Annotated in this window: 22 protein-coding genes; 9 read left to right on the top strand and 13 right to left on the bottom strand. The window is 33.8% G+C overall.

Translation table 11 applies throughout. The annotated features are described in order from the left end of the window. Positions 1 to 2: 2 nt before the first annotated feature. Positions 3 to 530 (top strand): GNAT family N-acetyltransferase, encoded by a 528-nt coding sequence (locus tag BKM63_RS01275; protein WP_071634872.1) that lies wholly within the window; start codon positions 3 to 5, stop codon positions 528 to 530. 78 nt (positions 531 to 608) lie between these two features. Here the strand turns inward: BKM63_RS01275 and BKM63_RS01270 are convergent, their stop codons facing one another. Next, the gene (locus BKM63_RS01270) at positions 609 to 1,133 is read right to left on the bottom strand and encodes a hypothetical protein (protein WP_071635058.1); all 525 of its coding nucleotides are present in this window, start codon (positions 1,131 to 1,133) and stop codon (positions 609 to 611) included. A gap of 502 nt (positions 1,134 to 1,635) precedes the next feature. Between BKM63_RS01270 and mtaB the strand changes: the two genes are divergently transcribed. Next, positions 1,636 to 2,970, top strand: a complete 1,335-nt coding sequence (mtaB, locus tag BKM63_RS01265; protein ID WP_071634871.1) for a tRNA (N(6)-L-threonylcarbamoyladenosine(37)-C(2))-methylthiotransferase MtaB — start codon at positions 1,636 to 1,638, stop codon at positions 2,968 to 2,970. 93 nt (positions 2,971 to 3,063) lie between these two features. Here mtaB and BKM63_RS01260 read toward each other — a convergent pair whose 3' ends face one another. The 8 genes from BKM63_RS01260 to BKM63_RS01225 all read right to left on the bottom strand — a co-directional run bounded on the left by BKM63_RS01260 (position 3,064) and on the right by BKM63_RS01225 (position 10,426). Further along, entirely contained in the window at positions 3,064 to 3,573 is a 510-nt protein-coding gene (locus BKM63_RS01260; protein ID WP_071634870.1) for a hypothetical protein, read from the bottom strand. A 98-nt stretch (positions 3,574 to 3,671) separates the two neighbouring features. After that, positions 3,672 to 4,388, bottom strand: a complete 717-nt coding sequence (locus tag BKM63_RS01255) for a 3-ketoacyl-ACP reductase (RefSeq protein WP_071634869.1) — start codon at positions 4,386 to 4,388, stop codon at positions 3,672 to 3,674. Between the two features lie 113 nt (positions 4,389 to 4,501). After that, positions 4,502 to 5,089, bottom strand: a complete 588-nt coding sequence (locus BKM63_RS01250) for an LURP-one-related/scramblase family protein (protein ID WP_071634868.1) — start codon at positions 5,087 to 5,089, stop codon at positions 4,502 to 4,504. Between the two features lie 55 nt (positions 5,090 to 5,144). After that, positions 5,145 to 7,274: a vWA domain-containing protein gene (locus BKM63_RS01245; RefSeq protein ID WP_071634867.1), complete on the bottom strand. Its 2,130-nt coding sequence runs from the start codon at positions 7,272 to 7,274 to the stop codon at positions 5,145 to 5,147. Between the two features lie 80 nt (positions 7,275 to 7,354). Then, a complete protein-coding gene (locus BKM63_RS01240) occupies positions 7,355 to 8,332 on the bottom strand; it encodes a hypothetical protein (protein WP_071634866.1) in 978 nt (325 codons plus the stop codon). A gap of 2 nt (positions 8,333 to 8,334) precedes the next feature. Further along, a complete protein-coding gene (locus BKM63_RS01235) occupies positions 8,335 to 8,835 on the bottom strand; it encodes an RNA polymerase sigma factor (protein ID WP_071634865.1) in 501 nt (166 codons plus the stop codon). 216 nt (positions 8,836 to 9,051) lie between these two features. Continuing rightward, the gene (locus BKM63_RS01230; RefSeq protein WP_071634864.1) at positions 9,052 to 9,579 is read right to left on the bottom strand and encodes a hypothetical protein; all 528 of its coding nucleotides are present in this window, start codon (positions 9,577 to 9,579) and stop codon (positions 9,052 to 9,054) included. Between the two features lie 10 nt (positions 9,580 to 9,589). Then, positions 9,590 to 10,426 (bottom strand): DUF6929 family protein, encoded by an 837-nt coding sequence (locus tag BKM63_RS01225; RefSeq protein WP_071634863.1) that lies wholly within the window; start codon positions 10,424 to 10,426, stop codon positions 9,590 to 9,592. A gap of 99 nt (positions 10,427 to 10,525) precedes the next feature. On the opposite strand from BKM63_RS01225, the gene BKM63_RS01220 reads away from it, so the two are divergent. The 4 genes from BKM63_RS01220 (at position 10,526) to BKM63_RS01205 (ending at position 14,357) form a co-directional block, all read left to right on the top strand. Continuing rightward, positions 10,526 to 11,410, top strand: coding sequence for a PPK2 family polyphosphate kinase (locus BKM63_RS01220; protein WP_071634862.1), 885 nt, complete (start codon positions 10,526 to 10,528; stop codon positions 11,408 to 11,410). A 151-nt stretch (positions 11,411 to 11,561) separates the two neighbouring features. Further along, on the top strand, positions 11,562 to 12,161 hold the full coding sequence (locus BKM63_RS01215) for a porin family protein (protein WP_083572153.1): 600 nt from the start codon (positions 11,562 to 11,564) through the stop codon (positions 12,159 to 12,161). 328 nt (positions 12,162 to 12,489) lie between these two features. Next, a complete protein-coding gene (locus tag BKM63_RS01210; protein ID WP_242661076.1) occupies positions 12,490 to 13,335 on the top strand; it encodes a sensor histidine kinase in 846 nt (281 codons plus the stop codon). 308 nt (positions 13,336 to 13,643) lie between these two features. Continuing rightward, positions 13,644 to 14,357 carry a LytR/AlgR family response regulator transcription factor gene (locus BKM63_RS01205; protein WP_207539231.1) on the top strand — a complete coding sequence of 238 codons (714 nt, stop codon included), beginning with the start codon at positions 13,644 to 13,646 and terminating at the stop codon, positions 14,355 to 14,357. A gap of 2 nt (positions 14,358 to 14,359) precedes the next feature. Here the strand turns inward: BKM63_RS01205 and BKM63_RS01200 are convergent, their stop codons facing one another. Both BKM63_RS01200 and BKM63_RS01195 read right to left on the bottom strand, forming a co-directional pair. Continuing rightward, complete coding sequence (locus tag BKM63_RS01200; RefSeq protein ID WP_071634859.1) at positions 14,360 to 15,295, bottom strand: DUF6268 family outer membrane beta-barrel protein; 936 nt, start codon at positions 15,293 to 15,295, stop codon at positions 14,360 to 14,362. A gap of 169 nt (positions 15,296 to 15,464) precedes the next feature. Beyond that, the gene (locus BKM63_RS01195) at positions 15,465 to 15,980 is read right to left on the bottom strand and encodes a hypothetical protein (protein WP_071634858.1); all 516 of its coding nucleotides are present in this window, start codon (positions 15,978 to 15,980) and stop codon (positions 15,465 to 15,467) included. Between the two features lie 190 nt (positions 15,981 to 16,170). Here BKM63_RS01195 and BKM63_RS01190 point away from each other — a divergent pair, with 190 nt between their 5' ends. The 3 genes from BKM63_RS01190 (at position 16,171) to BKM63_RS01180 (ending at position 19,930) form a co-directional block, all read left to right on the top strand. Next, positions 16,171 to 17,556, top strand: coding sequence for an MATE family efflux transporter (locus BKM63_RS01190; protein WP_071634857.1), 1,386 nt, complete (start codon positions 16,171 to 16,173; stop codon positions 17,554 to 17,556). Positions 17,557 to 17,707: 151 nt separating this feature from the next. Further along, positions 17,708 to 17,935: a hypothetical protein gene (locus BKM63_RS01185; RefSeq protein ID WP_017495128.1), complete on the top strand. Its 228-nt coding sequence runs from the start codon at positions 17,708 to 17,710 to the stop codon at positions 17,933 to 17,935. Positions 17,936 to 17,989: 54 nt separating this feature from the next. After that, the gene (locus BKM63_RS01180) at positions 17,990 to 19,930 is read left to right on the top strand and encodes an LTA synthase family protein (RefSeq protein ID WP_071634856.1); all 1,941 of its coding nucleotides are present in this window, start codon (positions 17,990 to 17,992) and stop codon (positions 19,928 to 19,930) included. A 33-nt stretch (positions 19,931 to 19,963) separates the two neighbouring features. Here the strand turns inward: BKM63_RS01180 and meaB are convergent, their stop codons facing one another. Beyond that, positions 19,964 to 21,055: a methylmalonyl Co-A mutase-associated GTPase MeaB gene (gene meaB / locus BKM63_RS01175; RefSeq protein ID WP_071634855.1), complete on the bottom strand. Its 1,092-nt coding sequence runs from the start codon at positions 21,053 to 21,055 to the stop codon at positions 19,964 to 19,966. Positions 21,056 to 21,367: 312 nt separating this feature from the next. Next, complete coding sequence (locus BKM63_RS01170) at positions 21,368 to 22,009, bottom strand: NAD(P)-dependent oxidoreductase (RefSeq protein WP_071634854.1); 642 nt, start codon at positions 22,007 to 22,009, stop codon at positions 21,368 to 21,370. Positions 22,010 to 22,042: the final 33 nt, after the last annotated feature.

The following is a 22,042-nucleotide window of genomic DNA, read 5'->3' as shown; positions in this document are numbered from 1 at the left end:
TGATGAAAAATCCAATTGAAACAGAACGTTTGCTATTACGGGAAGTGCTTTTTTCAGATGTTGATGGAATGTTCGAATTGGATTCTAATCCGAATGTTCATATTTACCTCGGAAATAAACCAGTTACTACCATTGAACAAAGCGCAGCATACATCGAAAATCTGCAGCAGCAATACAAAGATTTTGGAACCGGGCGCTGGGCTGTTATTCTTAAAGAAACCAATGAATTTATTGGCTGGTCTGGCATAAAATTTATTACGGATGAGATTAATAACCATAAAAATTTTTACGAAATTGGTTATCGTTTTATAGAAAAACATTGGGGTAAAGGTTATGCAACCGAGGCCGGAAAAGCTTTTATAGATCATGCATTCAACGAAATGAAAGTTGAAGCTGTATATGCCTTTGCAGATGAAGGGAATGATAACTCAAGAAAGATTCTCGAGAAACTGGGTTTACAATTTGTAAACTCTTTTGAATATGAAGGAGAAATGGAAGTTTGGTACAAGATAAAAAATCCAAACTTGTAATTTTCTAAGAAATGCGTTCCAAATCTTTGAAAGCTTTTAGTAAAGTTTGCAAAGATTTGGAAAACGTCGTTTCTTAAATTATTTTTTAGCTACAGAAACAAAATATTTATTTCCGTCACCCATTGTAAGTTTTACACGCTCGTCGCAAAGATCGATTGCAAAATTTGCGCTTTCATAACAGCTGCAAGTAGTGTTTTTATCTTTAGACATTTCAGTTTTACAATTGTTATTTTTGAATGTTGCCAATTGCGGAGTATATAAACTTACTAAATCTGTAGAAGCCGTTACTAAAGAGATAATACTTGCTGAATTATTATTGGTAATTCTGTAAACAATTCTGTCAGTATAATTTACTTCGTTTACAGTTACTTTACGAATGTAAGTATAAGCTGTTGATCCTTCACCTGGCTCTTTTACTTCAAATTTAAATCCAACTGCACGAATTGCGATATCAAATTGTGACTGCGAATTTAAACTCGCCCAATTTGTTAAAGTACTAATTGATGGAAATGGATTAGCAGTTGCAGCTGGGGCATTAGTTTGCGCTTGCGAACTAAAAATGGTTAAGAACATCAAGCAGATTGTGGGTAAAAATGCTTTCATAGTGGGGTTTTTAATTTTTAATTGTTGCCTACTCTTTCTGGTTTTCGGCCTTCCCATTCGTTTTTTTAGTAACAAAACAACAACATAACGATTGAAATTCAAAATTGTTATGCATGATTTGTTATAATATTAATATTAACACTTAATTTTTTTATATTTCTGATTAAATCACCAAAATATCTAAACAAAGTTAAATGTAAGAAAATTTTAATTTAAAGCTCAAAAAAATGTATTTAATCGATAAAATTTGCACTTAATCGATGTTTTTGTCATTTTATTCTTATTGAATTAAAATTGATTCTCTTTTTAATACATCAAATTGAGAGGCATTTTAAATTGTTATTTTATTTTTTAATGTGTTTTAAAATAGATGTTTAATGCAAAATGTTGATATATAGTGTATTATTGATTTTATTTTAAAGAATATTGTATGTAAATTTGCAAACTCCTCAAAAGAGATGTAAATATAATATCTTACTACTTATAAATGTAGTGTATTCCTATGGAAAATAGAAAAAAAGTTGCTTTTTATACGCTTGGCTGCAAATTGAATTTTTCAGAAACCTCTACGATTGCCAGAAACTTTAATGATGAAGGTTTTGATCGTGTCGATTTTGAAGATGTTGCAGATATATATGTGATCAATACCTGCTCTGTAACAGATAATGCAGATAAGCAGTTTAAGCAGGTTGTAAAAAAAGCAATGAAGTTAAATGATAAAGCTTTTGTTGCCGCAGTTGGATGTTATGCACAATTAAAGCCGGAAGAATTAGCGGCAGTTGATGGTGTTGATTTGGTTTTAGGAGCTACAGAAAAATTTAAAATCACCGACTATATTCACGATTTGAGTAAAAACGATATGGGTGAAGTTCATTCATGCGAAATTGCCGAAGCCGATTTTTATGTGGGAAGTTATTCTATTGGCGATCGTACCCGTGCGTTCTTAAAAGTTCAGGACGGCTGCGATTATAAATGTACCTATTGCACAATTCCTCTGGCGCGAGGCATTTCAAGAAGTGATGCTTTAGAAAATGTCTTAAAAAATGCCAAAGAAATTTCGGCGCAAAACATACGAGAAATTGTTTTAACCGGAGTAAATATCGGGGATTACGGAAAAGGAGAATTTGGGAATAAAAAACACGAACATACTTTTCTTGATTTAGTTAAAGCTTTAGACGAGGTTGAAGGAATCGAACGTCTTCGAATTTCATCTATTGAACCTAATTTATTGAAAAATGAAACGATCGATTTTGTTTCAAAAAGCAGAACTTTTGTACCTCATTTTCATATTCCGCTGCAATCAGGAAGCAATGATATTTTAAAGCTGATGAAACGTCGTTATTTACGCGAAGTATATACAGATCGTGTAAACAAAATTAGAGAAGTAATGCCGCAAGCTTGTATTGGCGTAGACGTTATTGTTGGTTTTCCTGGTGAAACTGATGAGCATTTCTTAGAAACGTATCATTTTTTAAATGAAATGGATATTTCGTATCTGCATGTTTTTACTTATTCCGAAAGAGATAATACAGAAGCTGTTGATATGCCGGGAGTTGTTCCTGCTAATGTTAGAGCAAAAAGAAGCAAAATGCTGCGTGGTTTATCAGTTAAAAAACGCCGTGCTTTTTACGAAAGTCAATTAGGAACCAATAGAACGGTTTTATTTGAAAGTGAAAATAAAGAAGGCTACATTCACGGTTTTACAGAAAATTACGTAAAAGTAAAAACACCTTGGAATCCAGAATTGGTAAATACGTTACAAGAAATCAATTTAACAAAAATTGACGAAGACGGAAGTGTTCGTCTGGAGTTTGTAAATAAATTAGCAGAAGCTTAAAAAATATACGCAGAGTATTGTCATTTCTCGTTACTCGGAATGACAAAAAACAGAAAAGCCCTTTTATAAAGGGCTTTTCTGTTTTATTAAAAATTATTTCTGATTCTCCGGAATTACCAATTTCAAAGAATTAATATAGTCCGTATCAAATTCAATCACTCTTATTTTTTCAGGGTTAAAACTAAGTTCTCCGCCAAACTGGCCTCTTGTATCCAGAAAATCAATTAAAAGTTCTTCATCAGTCAGAGAAATCAGTTTTCCTAAATAGGCCGATTTGGCAGATTTTTTCGAGATCTGAAAAATACCATGTTTATTATTGATGAAATTTAAAATAGAATTCAAATCTCTAATCGGGATAATATCTTCGGCATTAGTTTTTAAACCTTTCAATCGGATTACTTTTTCTGTAAAAGCCAAATCCTGATCCCGGTGAACGGCTTCAATATTTTTGTTTTTCAAAATTACATAACCATCCAAAATATAATCAACCGGATTATTTCGGAGTAAAATCCAATCATCAGAATAATCAATAAGAAAACCGGTAAAAATTTCTTTCTTATCCTGAAATTCTATGGCAATTAATTGTCTTAAATATTGTTCCATGTGGTTTTTTATTAAGGCTGTTAAGAACTTTGTCAAAGTTTTAAACTTTGACAAAGTTTGTTGGAGATTGGAATTTAAAAATTTGAAATTTAATTTTTTTAAGGATTAGTAGACCAAATACTGCTGTTTTTTATGAAAACGCGTCGGTTTAATTTCAGCTGTGCGATAATCAATTCGGCGATATCTTCAGACTGCATTACTTTTTCAGGATTTCCATCAGTTAGCTTTAAATCAATTGCCAGATCAGTAGCCACTGTACTTGGCGTTAAAGCTGTAACACGAATATTGTGTTTTCTCATTTCCTGCATTAATGAATCTGTTAATCCTAAAACAGCAAATTTTGAAGCACTGTAAGCACTTGTTACAGCATTTCCGTTTAATCCCGCAGTGGAAGAAATATTGATAATATCACCCGTTTGTCTTTCGATCATGTTTGGAATCACGGCGCGAGTTGTATAGTAAGTTCCCATTAAGTTAACCTGAATGATTCTTTCCCAGTCAGCTGGTTCCAGTTCCAGGAATTTTCCAAAAGCACCAATTCCGGCATTATTGATTAAGATGTCAATCGTTTTAAATTCGGCTAAAGCTTTTTCGACAGCAGCATTTACAGAGTTTATATCAGAAACATCAGCAGATAAAGCCAAAGATTTTACACCTAAATTAGTTGTTTCCACTGCCAGCTGATCAACATCGGCTTGCGTTCTTGCAACTAAAATGACGTTTACGCCTTCTTTTGCCAAAGCAATAGCAATGGCTTTTCCAATTCCTTTTCCGGCGCCGGTTATAAGCGCGTTTTTATTTTTTAAGTCTGTCATGATTTATGTTTTAGAAATGCAGAAAGCATCATTTTAAGTCTAACAAAAATAAAACTTTTGAAAACTAAAATGATGCTTTTAAGTATTTTCTTAATCTAAGTTTAACAACTTTATTATTCTTTAAGAACCATATCGATACACATTACAGCTGCAAGAATTAATTGTCTAAGCGGGCTGTCCTGCGCTACAGTTTCTTCAATTTGAAGTACATAGTTATCAGCGCTGGTAAAAAACTCTTTGCCAAGTCCTGCCCATTTTTTGCTTACCTGAGCCAGTTGTTTGTTTTCGTGCGAGAATTTAAAATCCCAGCCTGTCCATTTTCCTTGTAATGTTGCAACTGGTTTTTCGTTTTTGTCCAGAATATCAAATTTTCCTCCAATAGAAAAGAATTTTTGTTTGAATGTTCCAATCAATCTGTCTTTTTCGTCAAAAACTTCAACTGTTGAACGGAAAATGGCAATTCCTCTTTTTACAGAAATTAATTTCTCTCCAGATGCTGTTGTGATTTCAATATTAAAAGGTGTTGCTCTTTTGTAATCTGTAAAACGAAATACTTTAGTGAAAAAACCAAGATTATTTTCTCGGCAGTTCATGATTATCTGATTCGTTTGAGGATCGTATATGTCATAATTGTTAGCGGCTTTAAACATTCCGATATGTTCTTTAACTAAAAATAGATTCTGGCTTAAAATTGGGTTCATACGTTTATATAAAAATTAGTGTTTGGAATAAAGCCCAAATGTAAAGAAATATTTATTAATTATACTGGTCAGAAGTTTCAACAAGGCGAATAAATTCGGCTTTATATCCTCCTTTATCGTTCGACATTCCCTGTTGCGCTAATGCAGCAATATCTTCTGAAGATTTTTCAGCAATTAATTTTGAATCTCTCAATTTTAGTCCGAACCAGGCCACGGCAGTACTAAATTTAAAATCGTCACTTGCTTTATCTAAACTAACCGATTTGCTGCCGATAACCTGAATCATTTCGATGCTTTTTTCACCGTCTGGTTTTTTGTAACGGAATTTTATAGTTGCCAGTTCATTTGTATAATTAGGCGCATTTGTTTCGGTTTTGGTATATTTTAAATCATCTGGCTGAATATTTAAATAATCGCTTTTTACACCGGCCGGAATAATTTCATACAAAGCCGTAACGGTATGGTTGCTTCCTAATTCTCCTGCATCTATGGCATCGTTTTTAAAATCTTCGGGACGAAGTTTTCTGTTTTCGTAGCCAATTAATCGATACGCCTGAACTTGTTTTGGGTTGAATTCAATCTGGATTTTTACATCTTTTGCAATGGCAAACATCGAACCTTTAAATTCTTTTCCAAGAAAACGATTGGCTTCCTGAATATTGTCGATATAAGCATAATTCCCGTTTCCTTTATCAGCAAGAATTTCCATTTTACTGTCTTTATAATTTCCCATTCCGTAGCCCAGACAGGTTAAGAAAACGCCGGTTTTTCTTTTTTCTTCGATTAATTTTTCCATATCAGAGTTAGAAGAACTTCCCACGTTAAAATCACCGTCAGTTGCCAGAATTACTCTGTTGTTGCCGCTTTTTATAAAGTTTTCTGATGCAATTTTATAGGCCAGCTCAATTCCGGCGCCTCCTGCTGTGCTTCCTCCTGCTTCTAATTTATCAAGCGCTTTAATGATTGTTTTTTTCTCATCGCCAGAAGTTGGAGCCAAAACCATTCCGGCTGCTCCGGCATAAACCACGATTGCTACTTTGTCTTTTGGGCGTAATTCGTTTACCAGTATTTTCATGGATTGTTTTAGCAGAGGCAATTTGTTCATGTCTTCCATTGAACCCGAAACATCAATTAGGAAAACCAGATTAGATGCCGGTAAATCGTCTGTTGGGATGTTTTTTCCCTGCAAACCAATTTTAAGGATTTTATTTTTTGAGTTCCAGGGAGAATCGCTTACTTCTGTATTGATAGAAAACGGATGTTCGTTTTTTGGCTGTGGATAATTGTATTTAAAAAAGTTTACCATTTCTTCAACGCGTACAGCATCTTTTGGAACTTCTTGTCCGCTGTTTAAAAAACGTCTGATGTTGGTGTAAGATGCATTATCGACATCAATAGAAAAAGTAGAAAGCGGCGCTGTTTTTGGACTTTCAAAAGCATTTTCTACAAAAGTATTGTAATCTTCCTGAGCAGGCTGGGAAGCAGCAGGTCTGATGATATTTAATTTTTGATCTAATTCTGCTTCCGAAAGATTTTTGTAAAGCTCATTTTTCGTCACAATTACAACTGCACCATTTGCTGCTTTGTTTCCGTAAATAGCAGAAGCTGATTGATCTTTTAAAACTTTTACATCGTCAATATCATTCGGATTAATTTTTGCCATTTGATCTGCTTTTATCGGAACACCATCTACAATATACATTGGTTCATTGTTAGAAGAAATAGTTTCTGCACTGCGCATGGCAACACTTGGGGCCGGCATATATTGATTATTTGAAGAAATCTGAACTCCCGCAACCGAACCTCGAACTATAGTAGTCGATGCTGTTGTCATTTTCTTTCTGGATTTTGATGTGCCGTAACCTACCATAACAACTTCCTGCAGCTGATTAGTGTTTTCTTTTAGTATAACATTGATAACATTAGAATCTTTTACAGTAATGCTTTGTGTGTCCATTCCAACAAAGCTAAAAACGAGAATGTCTCCTTTTTGTGCTTTAATACTGTACTGTCCATCATAGTTGGTAGTCGCTGTAGTTTTTGTTTTTTTAATATAAACGTTAACTCCCGGAAGCGCTCCTGAGTAAATATCAGTAACCGTTCCTGTAATTGTTCTTTCTTGTGCCATTGTTACGAAACATATAAGCATAGTAATGGCTGATGAAATAAGTTTTAGACTTTTCATGATAATAAGTTTTAAGTGAATGTTGTGATTTTATCTTTGTCAGAGCGTTAAACTCTGACAAAGATTTTTTGAGTTTTTGGCTATTTCTTTAAAGCCGGTTTTCCTGCTTTGGTAGTTATGATAACCACTCCTTTTTTTCCTTTTTCGCCATATTTTGAAGTAGCTTCAAGGTCTTGTAAAATGGTGATGGTTTTTATGTCCTGTTTATCTAAAGGTGCGTAAGGACTTGTTGGATTATTTCCAAATAAATCATTTTCTGAATAATAAATACCGTCGATGATGTATAAAGGATTGTCAAGAACTACAAGTGAATCTACATTTTCCGGATTTAGATTCGGGAGTTCATTCTGCATCATTTTATCTTTTTTGGCATCGTTGCTGTCAGCCATGGCATTTCCGTTTAATATAACCAAAGGCGCACTTTTTCTGGGTGCTCGGGCCTGCATTTCTGCTGCAGAAGCTTTAAAGGTTTCTCTTTCTGTTTTCTTTGCATAACCGAAACTTTGCTCCGTTTTTGCTTTAGATTTTGCCAGAGTATTTTCTTCTGGTTCTTCTTCTCTCGCTTCTTCTGAAAATACTGGAGCCGGCGTCACAATTTCATAATTGGGAGATTGGCTTACAACTGGAGAACCAGCCCCCATTGGTGAAACTTGTACTTCATGAACAGCAACATTTTCTTGCTGCTCGATTTGTTTTTTAAGGATTTTAACGGCTTCTTCTTTCGGAACCAATTGCGAATCTGAAGAAACTACTGCTTTGTTTTTTTCTACAGCAGTATTTTCAATAGTTTCTTTTGCAGTTTCATTTACTACTACTTTAGGGGTTTCGAGTATTTCTTTTTTATCCGTTTTTAAAAACTGATATCCTAAAGAAACTACTAATAGAAGAGAAGCAGCAACCGCAATTTTTTTCCAAAGAGAAATGGTTTTTCTATCTTCTTTTCTGTCGAGTTTTTCTTCAACACGCGACCAGATCTTTTCCATTCCCGGAAAATCTTTGGTTTCTGCATTATCGGCAGCTTCCTTAAATTTGTTGAATATTTTATCTTGATTGTCCATGACTATTTTGCTTTTTGATAATACAATTTATTTACTAATTCTTTCAGCTTGGTTTTGGCGGCATTCAATTGCGATTTTGAAGTGCCTTCAGAAATATTAAGCATTGCCGCAATTTCTTTATGTCCGAAACCTTCTATAACAAAAAGGTTAAAAACAGTTTTGCAGCCATCCGGAATATGGTTTAATAAATTGAGTAAATCTTCTTCTTCTAATGCGTTCACTTCATCTGTAAAAGGCTGCGAAAGTACTTTTACATCATCAAGATACATATTGAAATTAGTATGTTTCTTGATGGTTGCCAAACAGTGATTAACGGTTATTTTTCTGGCCCAGGCTTCAAAAGCTTTTTCTTCTTTGAGCTGATCCAGTTTCGTAAATATAGTATAGAAAGCGTCGGCAAGAGCTTCTTCGATTTCTTCTTCCTTTTTGAGGTATCGTTTGCAAACGCGATACAATTTTGGAGCCATGTGCTCATAAACCTGACGCTGCGCATCGCGGTTCATTTTTTTGCAGTTAGAAATATGGGTTTCGTTTATCACAATTTTGATCTTTAATTATAAAGAGAGCGAAAAAGATAAAAAGGTTGGGACAGGAATGAAAAAAAGTTTTTTTTTAAAGCTTCAAAGTTGCAAAGAATCAAAGTTACAAAGGTTTTGTTGTTGATACACAATGTAATGCGTTTTTGTGTAGTATGTTTCTCGCAATGACATACAATGCTTTTAATTTTTATTTGCTGTATTTTGATACCATTTTTCTATCTTCCTAACAGATTCTTTATCTGTTTTAGGATTGCAATTCAGACCCATAATAATTTTGGTTTTTGAAATATATGAGTTTAAAAAAATTATGGCAAAACCACCGACTTCTCCATTATCATTTGAAATAGTAGAGGAAAATATATTCATATATCCACAACATTTTTCTTTAGATCTCATTATTGAGATTAAATACTGTATATCATTTGGCTTTACCCAATTTTTAGGAAAATCGCCAATCATTGTTACAAAATTTAGTTTGGAGTCTTTGTTATATTTCTCAGTAAAAAGCTTAATAAATGATTTTGGATCTAAATCTTTTGGACTTAAAGTCTTGAAATAATCGTTTTTTATATTTGCCTCGAGGTTCTTCAAATCTGAAAAAGTTTTTAAATCTTCCTTTTTTGTTTTTCTTATTTGAAAATAATATAATGAATAACCTCCGGCCAAAAGAATAGAAACTATTATCAACGAAAGAATTACTTTTTTCATAGAAATTATGTTACTTAGCCGGCAAACTCAATTTAAAAATCTTAGTTTCTAAAAGATCCGTATCATTATCTTCACAAAGTAAAAACTCAATTTTGTTATTTTCTTTTTTATAGAAAGTCAAACCTTCAAATTTATTCGTTGAAGTTATTTTTTGAGTAAAATCGATTTTCATGGTTTTAAGATCGATTCGGCCAATGAAACTTCCCAGGATTTCGCCGTCGTCGTAAGTTGATTTTGTGTCTTCGGCAGTAGATAGAAAGTAAATTTTGTCTTCGACTATAACAGCATCTGTAAAGCTGGAACGAACGCCTTTTATTTTTGGAAGTTTGTAATTTACTGAAATCAATGCAAATTCATCTCCCAGACTTTTAGCGTGAATAGTAAAAATGGTGTTTTTGTTCGAAATTCCGTTGCCGCGGTTGAACAAGTACCAATTTTCGCCGTCGAAAATAGCGCCTTCCAAATTAAAATCTTCCGGTTTAATAGAACCGAAATTTTGCATTACGGCATATAAATCGACTAAATTATTTTTTTTCGAAACCGTTTTTGATTTTAAATCAAATTCAATCATTTTGTTTCGGTTTTCAGTAGAGCCGGACCCAAAAACATAAAGTGTATCGTTATGATGCGTTAAGGATTCAAAATCGGGTTTTAGGTTTTTTGGAATGTTTTGCGAAGGATTCTCAATTAAAGCGTGTTGGTTCAGCTGTTGATTCTGCATATTGTATTCGTATAAGAATCCGCTGTTATCGCCAATAATATAAAGTGCGTCATTATTATAAAATAATCCTGATGCTGAACCGATTCCGATGATTTGAAATAATATTTCTAATGTGAATTTTTCCATGAATTGTATTTTGAAAAAGTATTGCAATGAATAGCAGTTCCGATAGTTATCGGAATTCGTAAAAGTAGTATATTTATGATATATATAAATGAAAATGATATGAAATCAATAGATCCAAAAGATTTTAAAGTTACCGATAAAATTAAATTAAGTAAAATTCCAACTTTGCTGGATGTTGATGCAAATGATGAGGAAAAGGAAGAAAAACTGGATAAGGTTCAGGCCAAACTGAGCGAGTTTCAGGATATAATGTATGCGCACAATAAATACGGGGTTTTAATTTGTCTTCAGGGAATGGATACTTCCGGAAAAGACAGCCTGATCAGAGAAGTTTTTAAAGAATTTAATCCGCGCGGAGTTGTGGTGCATAGTTTTAAAACGCCAAACTCAACTGAACTGGAACATGATTATTTATGGCGTCATTATATCGCTTTGCCGGAGAAAGGAAAGTTTGCGATTTTTAACCGAACGCATTATGAGAATGTTTTGGTAACACGTGTACATCCGGAATTTATTCTGGCGGAGAATTTGCCAGGAATTAATTCGGTTGATGATATTACGCCTAAATTCTGGAAAAACAGAATAGAGCAAATCAATAATTTTGAAAGTCATATTGCCGAAAATGGAACCATTGTCCTGAAGTTTTTTTTGCATTTGAGCAAAGAAGAACAACGTCAGCGATTGTTACGCCGACTTGAAGAAGGAAAACACAATTGGAAATTTTCTCCAGGCGATTTAAAAGAACGTGAACACTGGGATGAATATCAGGAATATTATGAAGATGCTATAAATAAAACCTCTAAAGAACATGCGCCCTGGTATGTTATTCCTGCCGATGATAAAGACATGGCACGTTATATCGTAGCAAAAATTATTTGGGAAGAAATGAAAAAATATACGGATATTAAAGTACCGGAACTCGACGATAAAATTAAAGCCAATTTTGCGCTTTATAAAGAACAGCTAACAAAAGAGTCTAAATAAGGCTCTTTTTTTTGCTTTGAAATTTCAGGTAAATTCATAACAGAAAATCTTAAAAATTCCGTTGGTCAAAACAACAATGTAGTTCATCAAACTAATTTTAATAGCGGTTGTCATTTGTGCTCCTTTGCATCAAATTAATAAAACTATTATCATGAACATGTACAAAATGTTATTACTGACCGCTGTTTTTTTATTGGGGTTAATTTCTTCTAAACTGAATGCTCAATCTTCGTTTCCAATTCATGTTGGGATAAAAGGAGGTTCTAATTATTCTGAATTACCAGTTTCAGAGAGTTTGAATTCGGAATATGCTTTTGGCTATTTTGGCGGCGTTATGGCGCGATTTGATTACAAAAGATTTTATATTCAAAATGAAATCCTATACAGCGAAAAATCTTCTAAAATTGAAAAAAGCGCTCTTTCTGAATCTAAAAATGCAAAATGGAGAAGTATCGAAATGCCATTGGTTATTGGTTATAAAGTGATTGATGTTTCGGCTTTAAATGTCAGGGTTTTTGCAGGAGGAGTTTATTCGTATGTTTTAGATGAAAATTTTTCATCACTAAACCAATTGAAGGATGCCTATAAAAAATTCGACAAATTTAACATTGGATATCAGGTTGGAGCAGGAGTTGAGGTTTGGAAATTTACTGTCGATTTTACCTATCAGGGCGGACTAAATAATGTGAGCAAAAATTTTAATTCTAAGCCAAATTCGTTTAACGTTGGTGTTGGATATTTTTTCTTATAATTTGACCCTTTATCGTTTCACCCTATGTACAGCAAAGAATCTTTTTGGTTCTTTGCTGTTCCTTTACAAAATATAGGGGTATTTTTGAACACAAAGTTTTTTATAATTATATATTTCTTCTTAGATGATTACAAAATATAAAAATCGGCACTGGATATTTTTAGTTTTCTTTTGGTTTATACTTGGTATAACCATTTGGGCACAAATGATAGAGGGTTACGATATTCGATCAGCTACTTATCAGGCCGTTTTAGTATTAATTTCTTCCGCATTTTTAGCTCATTTTCTTAGTGATGTGATATTACCAAGAGCTTTAAAGAAAAATAAAATGAGTTGGTTTGCAGTACAAAGTATTATTGTCGTATTGCTGTTGTCTTTTTGTCTGGCAATAATTTATACCGTTTTTTCAGATGCAGCTTCGCGTGCAAGGATTTATCCCGAAGAGGGAACTCTAAATTCACTTCAGTTTTTATGGGCACGATTCTGCGGCAGTATTCCGGCCGCAATTTTAATTTGCGGTACGGCTTGCGGACTTCGATTTTATCAGGAACATAGTGTAATTGAAAAAAACCACGCCCAATTACAGCAAGTTCATTTAGAAGCACAGATCAAGATTTTGCAAGATCAGATAAATCCGCATTTGATGTTTAATGTTTTAAATCATATTCATATTCTGATGCAGAGTAATGTACAATTGGCATCGGTTTTATTGGTTCAGTTTTCAGATATTTTACGATATCAGTTATATGAATGCAATAAAGAATATGTACCGCTGCATCTTGAAATTAAATATTTGAAAGATCTGATTGCTGTTGAAGAAACCCGCTGGGGAAACGAATTGGAAGTGAAAAGTAAATGGAATATTGAAGACGGACAACTTCAAATCGTACCCTTGCTTTTGGTGCCGTTAATAGAAAATGCTTTTAAACATGTTTCCCGACTTCCAAATCAAAAAGGATATGTGCATTTATCTTGTGAGCAGATAAATAATAAATTGAATTTTAAAATTGAAAATTCTCATACAGAACAATATAAAATACCTTCTAAAAGTCAGGGGCTTGGTCTTGAGAATGTAAAGAAAAGACTGGCGATTCAATATCCGGAAAAACATCAATTAAATATTGATAAAACCAATTCAGATTTTACGGTTACAGTGGTTTTAGATCTAAAATGATTTTTTGCCATAAGTTGCACGAATTAGCGTGAACTTTTAATATGATGCTTTACGTTCTTTGCATCCTTTTTTAACTTAAAATTTTGCGAGTTTTGCGTAAATCTTTGCGTGTTTTGCGGTTAATTTTTTGCCACAAATTTCACTAATTAGCACGAATTTTTAATCTGATGCTTTGCGGTTAAATTTTTTGCCGCAGATTCTAAGATTAAAAGGATTTTTAAATTTTAAAAAAAAAATGTAAAATCTGCGTGAAATCTTAAAAAATAAAACCCAAATCAAAAACAAAGAAAACCTAAAACAAAAAAACTATGAATATGAAATGCCTCGTTATTGATGACGAACCTATAGCAAGAAACGGAATTGTAGATTTTGTTTCTAAAATTGATTTTCTGGAAGTTGCGGGCACCTGTGCTTCGGCATTAGAAGCAACTTCATACCTACAGGAAAAACAGATCGATTTGTTATTTCTGGATATTAATATGCCCTATCTAACAGGTTTAGAATTTCTGGAATCGTTAGAAAATCCGCCCTTAGTGATTTTTACTACAGCCTATTCAGAGCATGCCTTAGACGGGTATCGTTTACAGGTTGTAGATTATTTGTTAAAACCAATTACGTTTCAACGCTTTTATCAGGCTTCATTAAAAGCAAGACAATGGTATCAAATGATAAATTCTCCAAAACAAAATCAATTAGATCCCTTTTTGTATGTGCGGCAGGAAGAAGGATTTCAAAAAATTTCGTGGATCGACATTTTATATATTGAGGGAATGCAGAATTATGCTAAACTTCATTTTAAAGATAAAGTTCTGGTTATCCATCAAACCATGATTTCATTAGAAGAAACACTGCCAGCAGAGATTTTCTTTAGAATTCATAAATCTTTTCTCGTAAACATTACCCATATAGATTCTGTTTCCGGCGGAAGATTATTTATAAAAGGACAAGAACTACCTATTTCAAGAACACGCCGTGAGGCATTATTGAAAGAGGTAGTTTATAAAAACTTATTAAGCAGATAGCTCTAGAATTTCCATTTTAGAGCTACTGCTCCATAAAAAGTAGTGGTAAATTTCGGATCTGCCATATCTTTTTCTTTAAAAATATCTTTAATCTTACGGTTAGTAGTCGAAAAATTACGAACAAGAGTAGATCCGGCGGTAGGTTCTAAAGTCCAATGTTTACCAAGTTTAAGCTGTGGCCTTAAGCCTGCAATAATTTGCTGATATCCTAATAACGAAGATTTGTTTCCAATCTTGGTTTCGGCTGTCATACCGCTTATTTCTCCAACAAGTTTTAAGTCAAAGTTTTCAGACATTCGGTAACCAAATTCTACACCTTCGGGAAAAGTAACTTTAAAATGAAGAGCCCCTGTAGATTCCCAGTTAAAATAAATTCCCGGGAGCACCATCGGCACACCAAAGCTATTGGTTAAAACGGGTCCCACACCCAAAGCCAGATTAGGATTAAAGTGTTTGATAAAAAGAACTCCTCCTTGTATTAAAACATCCTCTTTATTAATTTCTACCATATCTGTATAAATTCCCACGGAAGTTAAGATCAATAAAGACCAGGAAGGAGAAATAGATCGCAAGTGTTTAATACCAATTTGAGTGTTGAGTAATTCATCCGGATACCCTCCCTGGAATTCTAACGGAAGATCTTGAATTTCATAATTTTTGTTTTCCATTTTGGCATAACTTCCATTTACGAAAACAGACCATATTTTGGGACGGTTGTATTTGTCCGTTTTTAAAGAAATAGGAACTTCAAAAGCAATCTGGGCCCTTTTGAAATTACTTTCGGCATTTGTTTTAGTGCTGTCTATTGGCCTTACATATTTAGAAAAAGGAACATAATCGACCTTAAATTCGCCCGAAATTCCCGATTGAGATCGTGCGGCAATAGTAACCAATAAAAAAAGAAAAAGCTGCGAGAGATAAAAAACTGTTTTGTTCATGATTTGATTAATTTTTCTGCGAATTACCGCGATCTAAATCAATCCTAAAAAATCATTTGACTAATGGTACTTCTGTTTTGACCAATGGTATAAAATACAAAACCCGGAAGACTATGAAAACTTCCGGGTTTGTTACCAAAAACAAAAAAATAAAATAAACCTTTTCTTTCTATAATTTAAAACCATAGGCTAAACGTAAAGCCACTTGATTGGTGTTAAATTTATTGTAGTCCTCATAACGGACACTAATGTCAATGTATTTGTTGGCGTAACCAATTCCTGGCGCCCATAAAAAAGTAGTGTCGTCATAACCGTTTGTTACAGCAAAACCGGCACCCACTTCACCTAAGACATAAAATTGATCTTCCCAGACAAAGGCTTTAAAACCAGCTTTTGCCGGAATAAATCCAAGATCTTTTACTTCAACTCCATTTTGGTCTTTCATAAATAAGTTAGTAAAACCAGTAGTTAAAGTCAGCGATGTTCTTTTAGATAAGTCGTATTGTAAACGAACATCTCCTCCAAGAGACCATCTGTAATCATTGTCGGTTGGTATTCCACCATTCACACCAAAGCCTAATCTAAAGCCCTGATCGTAATTTGTTGCTTCGTTTTCTTGAGCAAAAGTTGTGTTGGAGTATAAAAAAGCAAAAGCAGCTAGGCATATAAATTGTAATTTTCTCATGGCAAATATTTATGAATTATTAATAATGTAAAAGTAAAATAGAGGTCTTTTGGGGTTGTTATATAATTTTTAAAAATCGTTATATAATATTACGGTAGGTCGATTCTCATCTTAATATTCGCTTATCTTTTTATTAATAGGATAGAATTCACAGCTTCTGATTATCTTTGCCGACTAAATAAGAATAAAAGTGAATTTAAAGCAGTACACAAAGGAGTTTTCGTATAATTTAAAACTGGCATATCCCGTAATTTTAGGAATGGTCGGCCATACTTTAATAGGTATAGTCGATAATATAATGGTTGGTAAATTAGGAAGTACAGAACTGGCTGCCGTTTCACTTGGAAACAGCATGATCTTTATTGCAATGTCTCTGGGAATTGGTTTTTCGACAGCAATAACTCCAATTGTTGCCGAAGGGGATGCTGAGAAAAACGATACTAAAATTCGTTCAGCATTTCATCACGGATTGTTTTTATGCACTATTTTAGGGTTAATGCTTTTTGGGGTAATTGTCCTTGCAAAACCAATTATGGAAATGTTAGAGCAGCCGGCTGATGTAATTGAACTCGCAAAACCATATCTTGACTGGGTTGCTTTCTCTTTGATTCCTTTAATTATGTATCAGGGATACAAACAATTTGCTGACGGAATGTCGCTGACAAAATATTCGATGTATGCTATGGTCATGGCAAATGTGCTACATGTTGGGATAAATTATGTATTGATTTACGGAATTTGGATTTTTCCAAAAATGGGAATTATCGGTGCGGCACTTGGTACCGTAATTTCAAGAATATTTTTGGTAATGTTCATGCACATTATGCTTTCCCGAAGAGAAGATTTAAAGCGTTTTTTCAAAAGTTTTAGTTTTGATGAAATTAAAAAAGCAACAATAAAAAAAATAATAAGCATCGGTTTTCCATCGGCAATGCAGATGCTTTTTGAAGTGGTATTGTTTACAGCTTCGATCTGGCTTTGCGGTAATATTGGAAAAACCAGTCAGGCCGCTAATCAAATTGCTTTGAGTCTGGCTTCTATGACTTTTATGTTTGCTATGGGATTAAGTGTGACTTCGATGATCAGAGTAAGTAATCAAAGAGGGTTAAACGATATGAAAAAACTAATTGTTGTGGCTCGTTCTATTTTTTTACTGGCCATTATACTCGAAACCTTTTTTGCAATTTTGTTTATCATTTTCCATAATTATCTTCCTCATATCTTTTTGAATATGGAAAACAGCGGACAGATTCTGGATAATACTGAAGTAATAGCAATTGCGTCAAAACTGCTTTTAATTGCGGCTGTTTTTCAAATTTCTGATGGAATTCAGGTTGTGGTACTGGGTGCACTGCGCGGATTACAGGATGTAAAAGTGCCTATGTATATTACATTTGTTGCTTATTGGATCATTGGTTTTCCAATTTCTTACTATTTAGGCGAACATACAGAATTGAAAGCACAAGGTGTATGGATAGGACTTTTGGCCGGGTTAACAGCAGCAGCAATTTTTCTGTATATTCGCTTTCATTTTCTAACCAGGAAATTAATCACAAATTCATCTTCAAATAATTAAATTTGAAGCTTAATTATATTGACCAAATTTACAGATTTAAATGTTAAACGTTTTAGAATTAAAATCCTTTTAATCTGTGTAATCTGTGGCAAAAAAGAAAACTAGTCTGTAAGGCAGGCAATTATAAAAACTAAAACATAAATAAATAAAAATGGAATTACCTAAATTTTTACTCGGAGATAATACTGATTTTCCAGATGATATTTTCATCATTCACCTTGATTATCCAAGATTTATAATCAACTTAAAAGACGATGAGGTCGAATTTATGGAAGAAGCCGAAGATCTTGATGAAGCTGAATTGAATGCCGAAATGGAAGGACTAATTGTTTTAGCAAATGAATTTTACGACAGAGAAATAAATCGTTACGAAGAATAAAAACGTATAGTAGTGCGTATTCTTTACTATCTGTCTAAAATATAAAATCATCTAATGAAAAAATTAAGTTATTTAAAACCTATTTTCAATTTTATCTTAATCGGATTACTGATTACAACTTTAAGCCGAATTTTTCTGTTTTTTCTTTTTAAGGAAAGAGTAGAGCAGACACCGGATTTCTGGTATATTTTTCCAATCGGTTTGCGAATGGATTTAATTTTACTTTGTTATTTGTCATTTCTTCCGGCGGTTTTAATTACTTTTCTGCCAAATAAATGGATTAAGTTTACCAATTCGTTTTTGGTAATTTACAGTTTCTTATTTCTGTTTCTGATTCTTTTTGTAGAATTGGCTTCGCCTGATTTCGTAAAACAATACGATACACGTCCAAATAAGATTTTCTTAGATTATCTAATTTACCCAAAAGAAGTCGTTGGAATGCTTTTAAAAAGTTATCTGACATCTATCATTGTGACTTTCTTAATTCTGGGAGTTGTGATTTATTTTGCTTTCAAAAAAGGGAAAAAATATTTTCATACTACAAGTACCGAGTATAAATTCAAATTAATAGCTTTTCCATTAGTGGCTTTTTTATTGTTTTTTGGTGCACGTTCAAGTCTTACTTCAAAACGTCCTATTAATGCGAGTAATGCCGTTTTCTCAACAGATCAGCTGACGAACACCTTAGGATTGAATTCATTTTATACGGTTGCTTTCGCTGCTTATTCGATTAAGAATGAAGGAAACACAAAAATGTATGGTAAAATGGATGAAGCAGAAGCGGTTGCACGTGTAAAAAAATACATGATCGCGGGTCCAAATGACTTTACCGATGCAGCTATTCCGTTTCTTCACGTACAGCAGCCAGATTCTGTTTTGAAAAAACCGTATAATCTGGTAATTTTTCTGCAGGAAAGTTTAGGCGCAGAATACGTTGGTATTTTAGGAGGAAAACCACTTACACCTGAATTTGATAAACTATCAAAAGAAGGATTGTTATTTACAAATCTATATTGTACCGGAACCAGAAGTGTACGCGGAATTGAAGCGGTTGTAACCGGATTTCTGCCATCGCCGTCTGAAAGTGTGGTAAAACTTGGAAACTCGCAGCAAGGATTTTTTACTCTTGCTGATGCTTTAAAACAAAAAGGCTACGAAACTAGTTTTATTTACGGAGGAATGGCCAATTTTGATAATATGGCATCATTTTTCAACGGAAATGGATTTACTGATATCGTAGATCAAACTGATTTTGAATCAGATGGAAATAAATATGCTTTTAAAGGAACCTGGGGGTATTCTGATGAAGATTTGGTTACTAAAGCCAATAATTATTTCAAATCAAAAGGAGATAAACCATTCTTTTCTTTGATGTTTTCTACCTCAAATCATGAACCGTTTGAATATCCGGCCGGAAGAATCAAACCGTATGACAAAAAACCGGCAACGGTAAATAACGCCATGAAATATGCTGATTTTTCTATTGGAAAATTCTTCGAAATGGCTAAAAAAGAAGACTATTTTAAAAATACTATTTTCATTGTAATTGCAGATCATAATACAAGAACATACGGAAAAAATTTAGTGCCAATTAATAAATTCCATATTCCGGCATTCATTATGGGACCTGGAGTTCCAAAAGGAGCAGTTTACAATAGATTAGCAAGTCAAATAGATATTCCGCCAACATTATTGAGTTATTTAGGCCTTCCTTTTGAAACACCAATGGTAGGTAGAAACTTAAATAAACTGGATCCAAAAGTACAAGGAAGATCGATTATGCAGTTTAATGATATCAATGCTTTTAGAGTCGAGAATCAGGTTGTTATTATGCAGCCAAATTTGAAACCACTTCAGTTTGAAATCAAAAATGACACCACTTTAATTCCGGTTAAATTAAATGAAGAATTAGCAAAAGATGCTTTAGCACATGTAATTACGGCTGGAAATTTATATAAAGAAAGTAAATATAAGCTTAGGAATACGAAAAAATAATTTTCAATTAATTTTAAAAAAAGCTCTAAGGAATTAGAAGCTCTTTTTATATTGATTCAACAAAAGCTGAGCGGCTGCAAAAGGTGATATTTCATTATTTTGCACCGCTTTTTTGTTTTGTTCCAATAATGAAATAATTTCAGGTTGATTGTAGAAATTTTGTTTCAGCTGTTCATCGATAGTTTCCATCATCCAAGACAGGTTTTGTTCGTTTCTTTTTTCCTGAAAGAAGCCTGTTTCTTTAGTCATTTCAAAGTAATCGGAAATCGTATTCCAGATATCCGAAATTCCATCTTTGGTAATGGCGCTGCAAGTCGTCACTTTTGGCTGCCAGTTGGATCTTTTGGGAGGAAATAAATGTAAAGCCCTGTTGAATTCTAGTTTTGCCTGATTGGCTTTTTTTATGTTGTCGCCATCAGCTTTGTTGATTACTATAGCATCGGCCATTTCCATGATGCCACGTTTAATGCCTTGCAGTTCATCGCCGGCACCGGAAATTTTCAATAACAGAAAAAAATCAACCATGCTGTGAACAGCCGTTTCGCTTTGACCAACGCCAACAGTTTCAATTATGATGGTATCAAAACCTGCCGCTTCGCAAAGAATTATCGATTCGCGGGTTTTACGTGCCACCCCGCCTAAATTCTCTCCAGATGCACTTGGACGAATAAAAGCATTTTCGTCTTTTACCAATTCTTCCATTCGGGTTTTATCTCCTAAAATACTTCCATGAGAAATGGAACTGCTGGGATCAACAGCCAGAACTGCCACTTTTTTTCCTGCTTGTGTCAGATAAGTTCCAAAAGCCTCAATAAAAGTGCTTTTACCAACTCCGGGAACTCCAGTAATTCCTATTCTGACCGATTTGTTTGCATAAGATAAGCAACCCTTTATAATTTCGTTTGCTTTTACAGCATGTTCGGGTTTTGTGCTTTCGATTAAGGTAATAGCACGGCTTAAGGCGGTTCTGTTTCCGGAAAGAATTCCAGAGATTAATTCACTAGCAGAAGGTTGTTGTCTGCGTTTGTTTTTGATTTCATTTATAGCCGAAACATTGGTGATTTCAGGAGATGAAATTCCAGCTTTTTCAGTTAAACTGCCCGATTGTTTCTTTAAACTTGACAAAATATACTTTTAGGTAGTGTAAAAGTACAGAAAACAAAAACAGTTTCAAAAAGACAATTAATCCTTTTGAAACTGTTGAGTTTGTTTACACGAATTTGTTATTCTTGTTTTTGTCATCCTGAGCGAAGTCGAAGGATCTTCACAAGCAGCTCGACAAAGATTGTCGAGTTTCTAACGTGTCCTTCGACTTCGCTCAGGATGACATACAGAATTAATTTTTATTTTTAAAAATCTAATTCGTGAATTAGTGGCAAAAAATCTTAGAACCTTAGTCCCGAGGCTTCGGGATAGTAACTCAGAGCCTTAAAAAAATTAATAAGCTGCTGTAAAACGAACCTGATGATGTTTTGGATTTTCTACTTCATCCGCAATAACAACTGCTAAATCTTCGACAGATAAAATACTTCTTTGTTCGTCGTTAAAAACCGGGTTCTCTAAACCTAAACGGTATTTTCCGGTTCTTCCCGTTTTAGTTCCGGCATGCATTTCAAAAGCCGGACTAAAAAATGCCCAGTCCAAATCTTTTTCTTCTTTAATTATATTTAAAAAATTTCTAGCTGCATTTGCTCCGTTAAAAATTTCTTTTGGGAAATCTGGAGTGTCAACAGCCTGCAAATCTGGAGCAACGAATAAACTTCCAGCCCCGCCAATTGTAATAAATCTTTTTACTCCTGATTTTTTTACCGCTTCCAGAATAGCTTTAGACCCGTTAAGAAAATCATCATAAATATTTGGGTTTGTCCAGCCTGGGTTAAAAGCACTCACCACAACGTCGTGTCCTTTTAAAACCTCTGCCAATGCATCAACATTAAAAACATCTGCAGTAATCCAGGCTACGTTTGCAGTATCTTTTGGATTTCTGGCGATAGCCGAAATTTCATGTTTTCTGTCTGTTAATTCGTTTACGATTGCTGAGCCAACAAATCCTGTTGCTCCAATAATTGCGATTTTCATAATATATAAATTTATTTAGTAATAAAAAATGTT

Source organism: Flavobacterium johnsoniae (genome assembly GCF_001879205.1).
GTDB lineage: Bacteria > Bacteroidota > Bacteroidia > Flavobacteriales > Flavobacteriaceae > Flavobacterium > Flavobacterium johnsoniae_A.
This window is presented reverse-complemented; position numbering and strand designations above follow the sequence as displayed.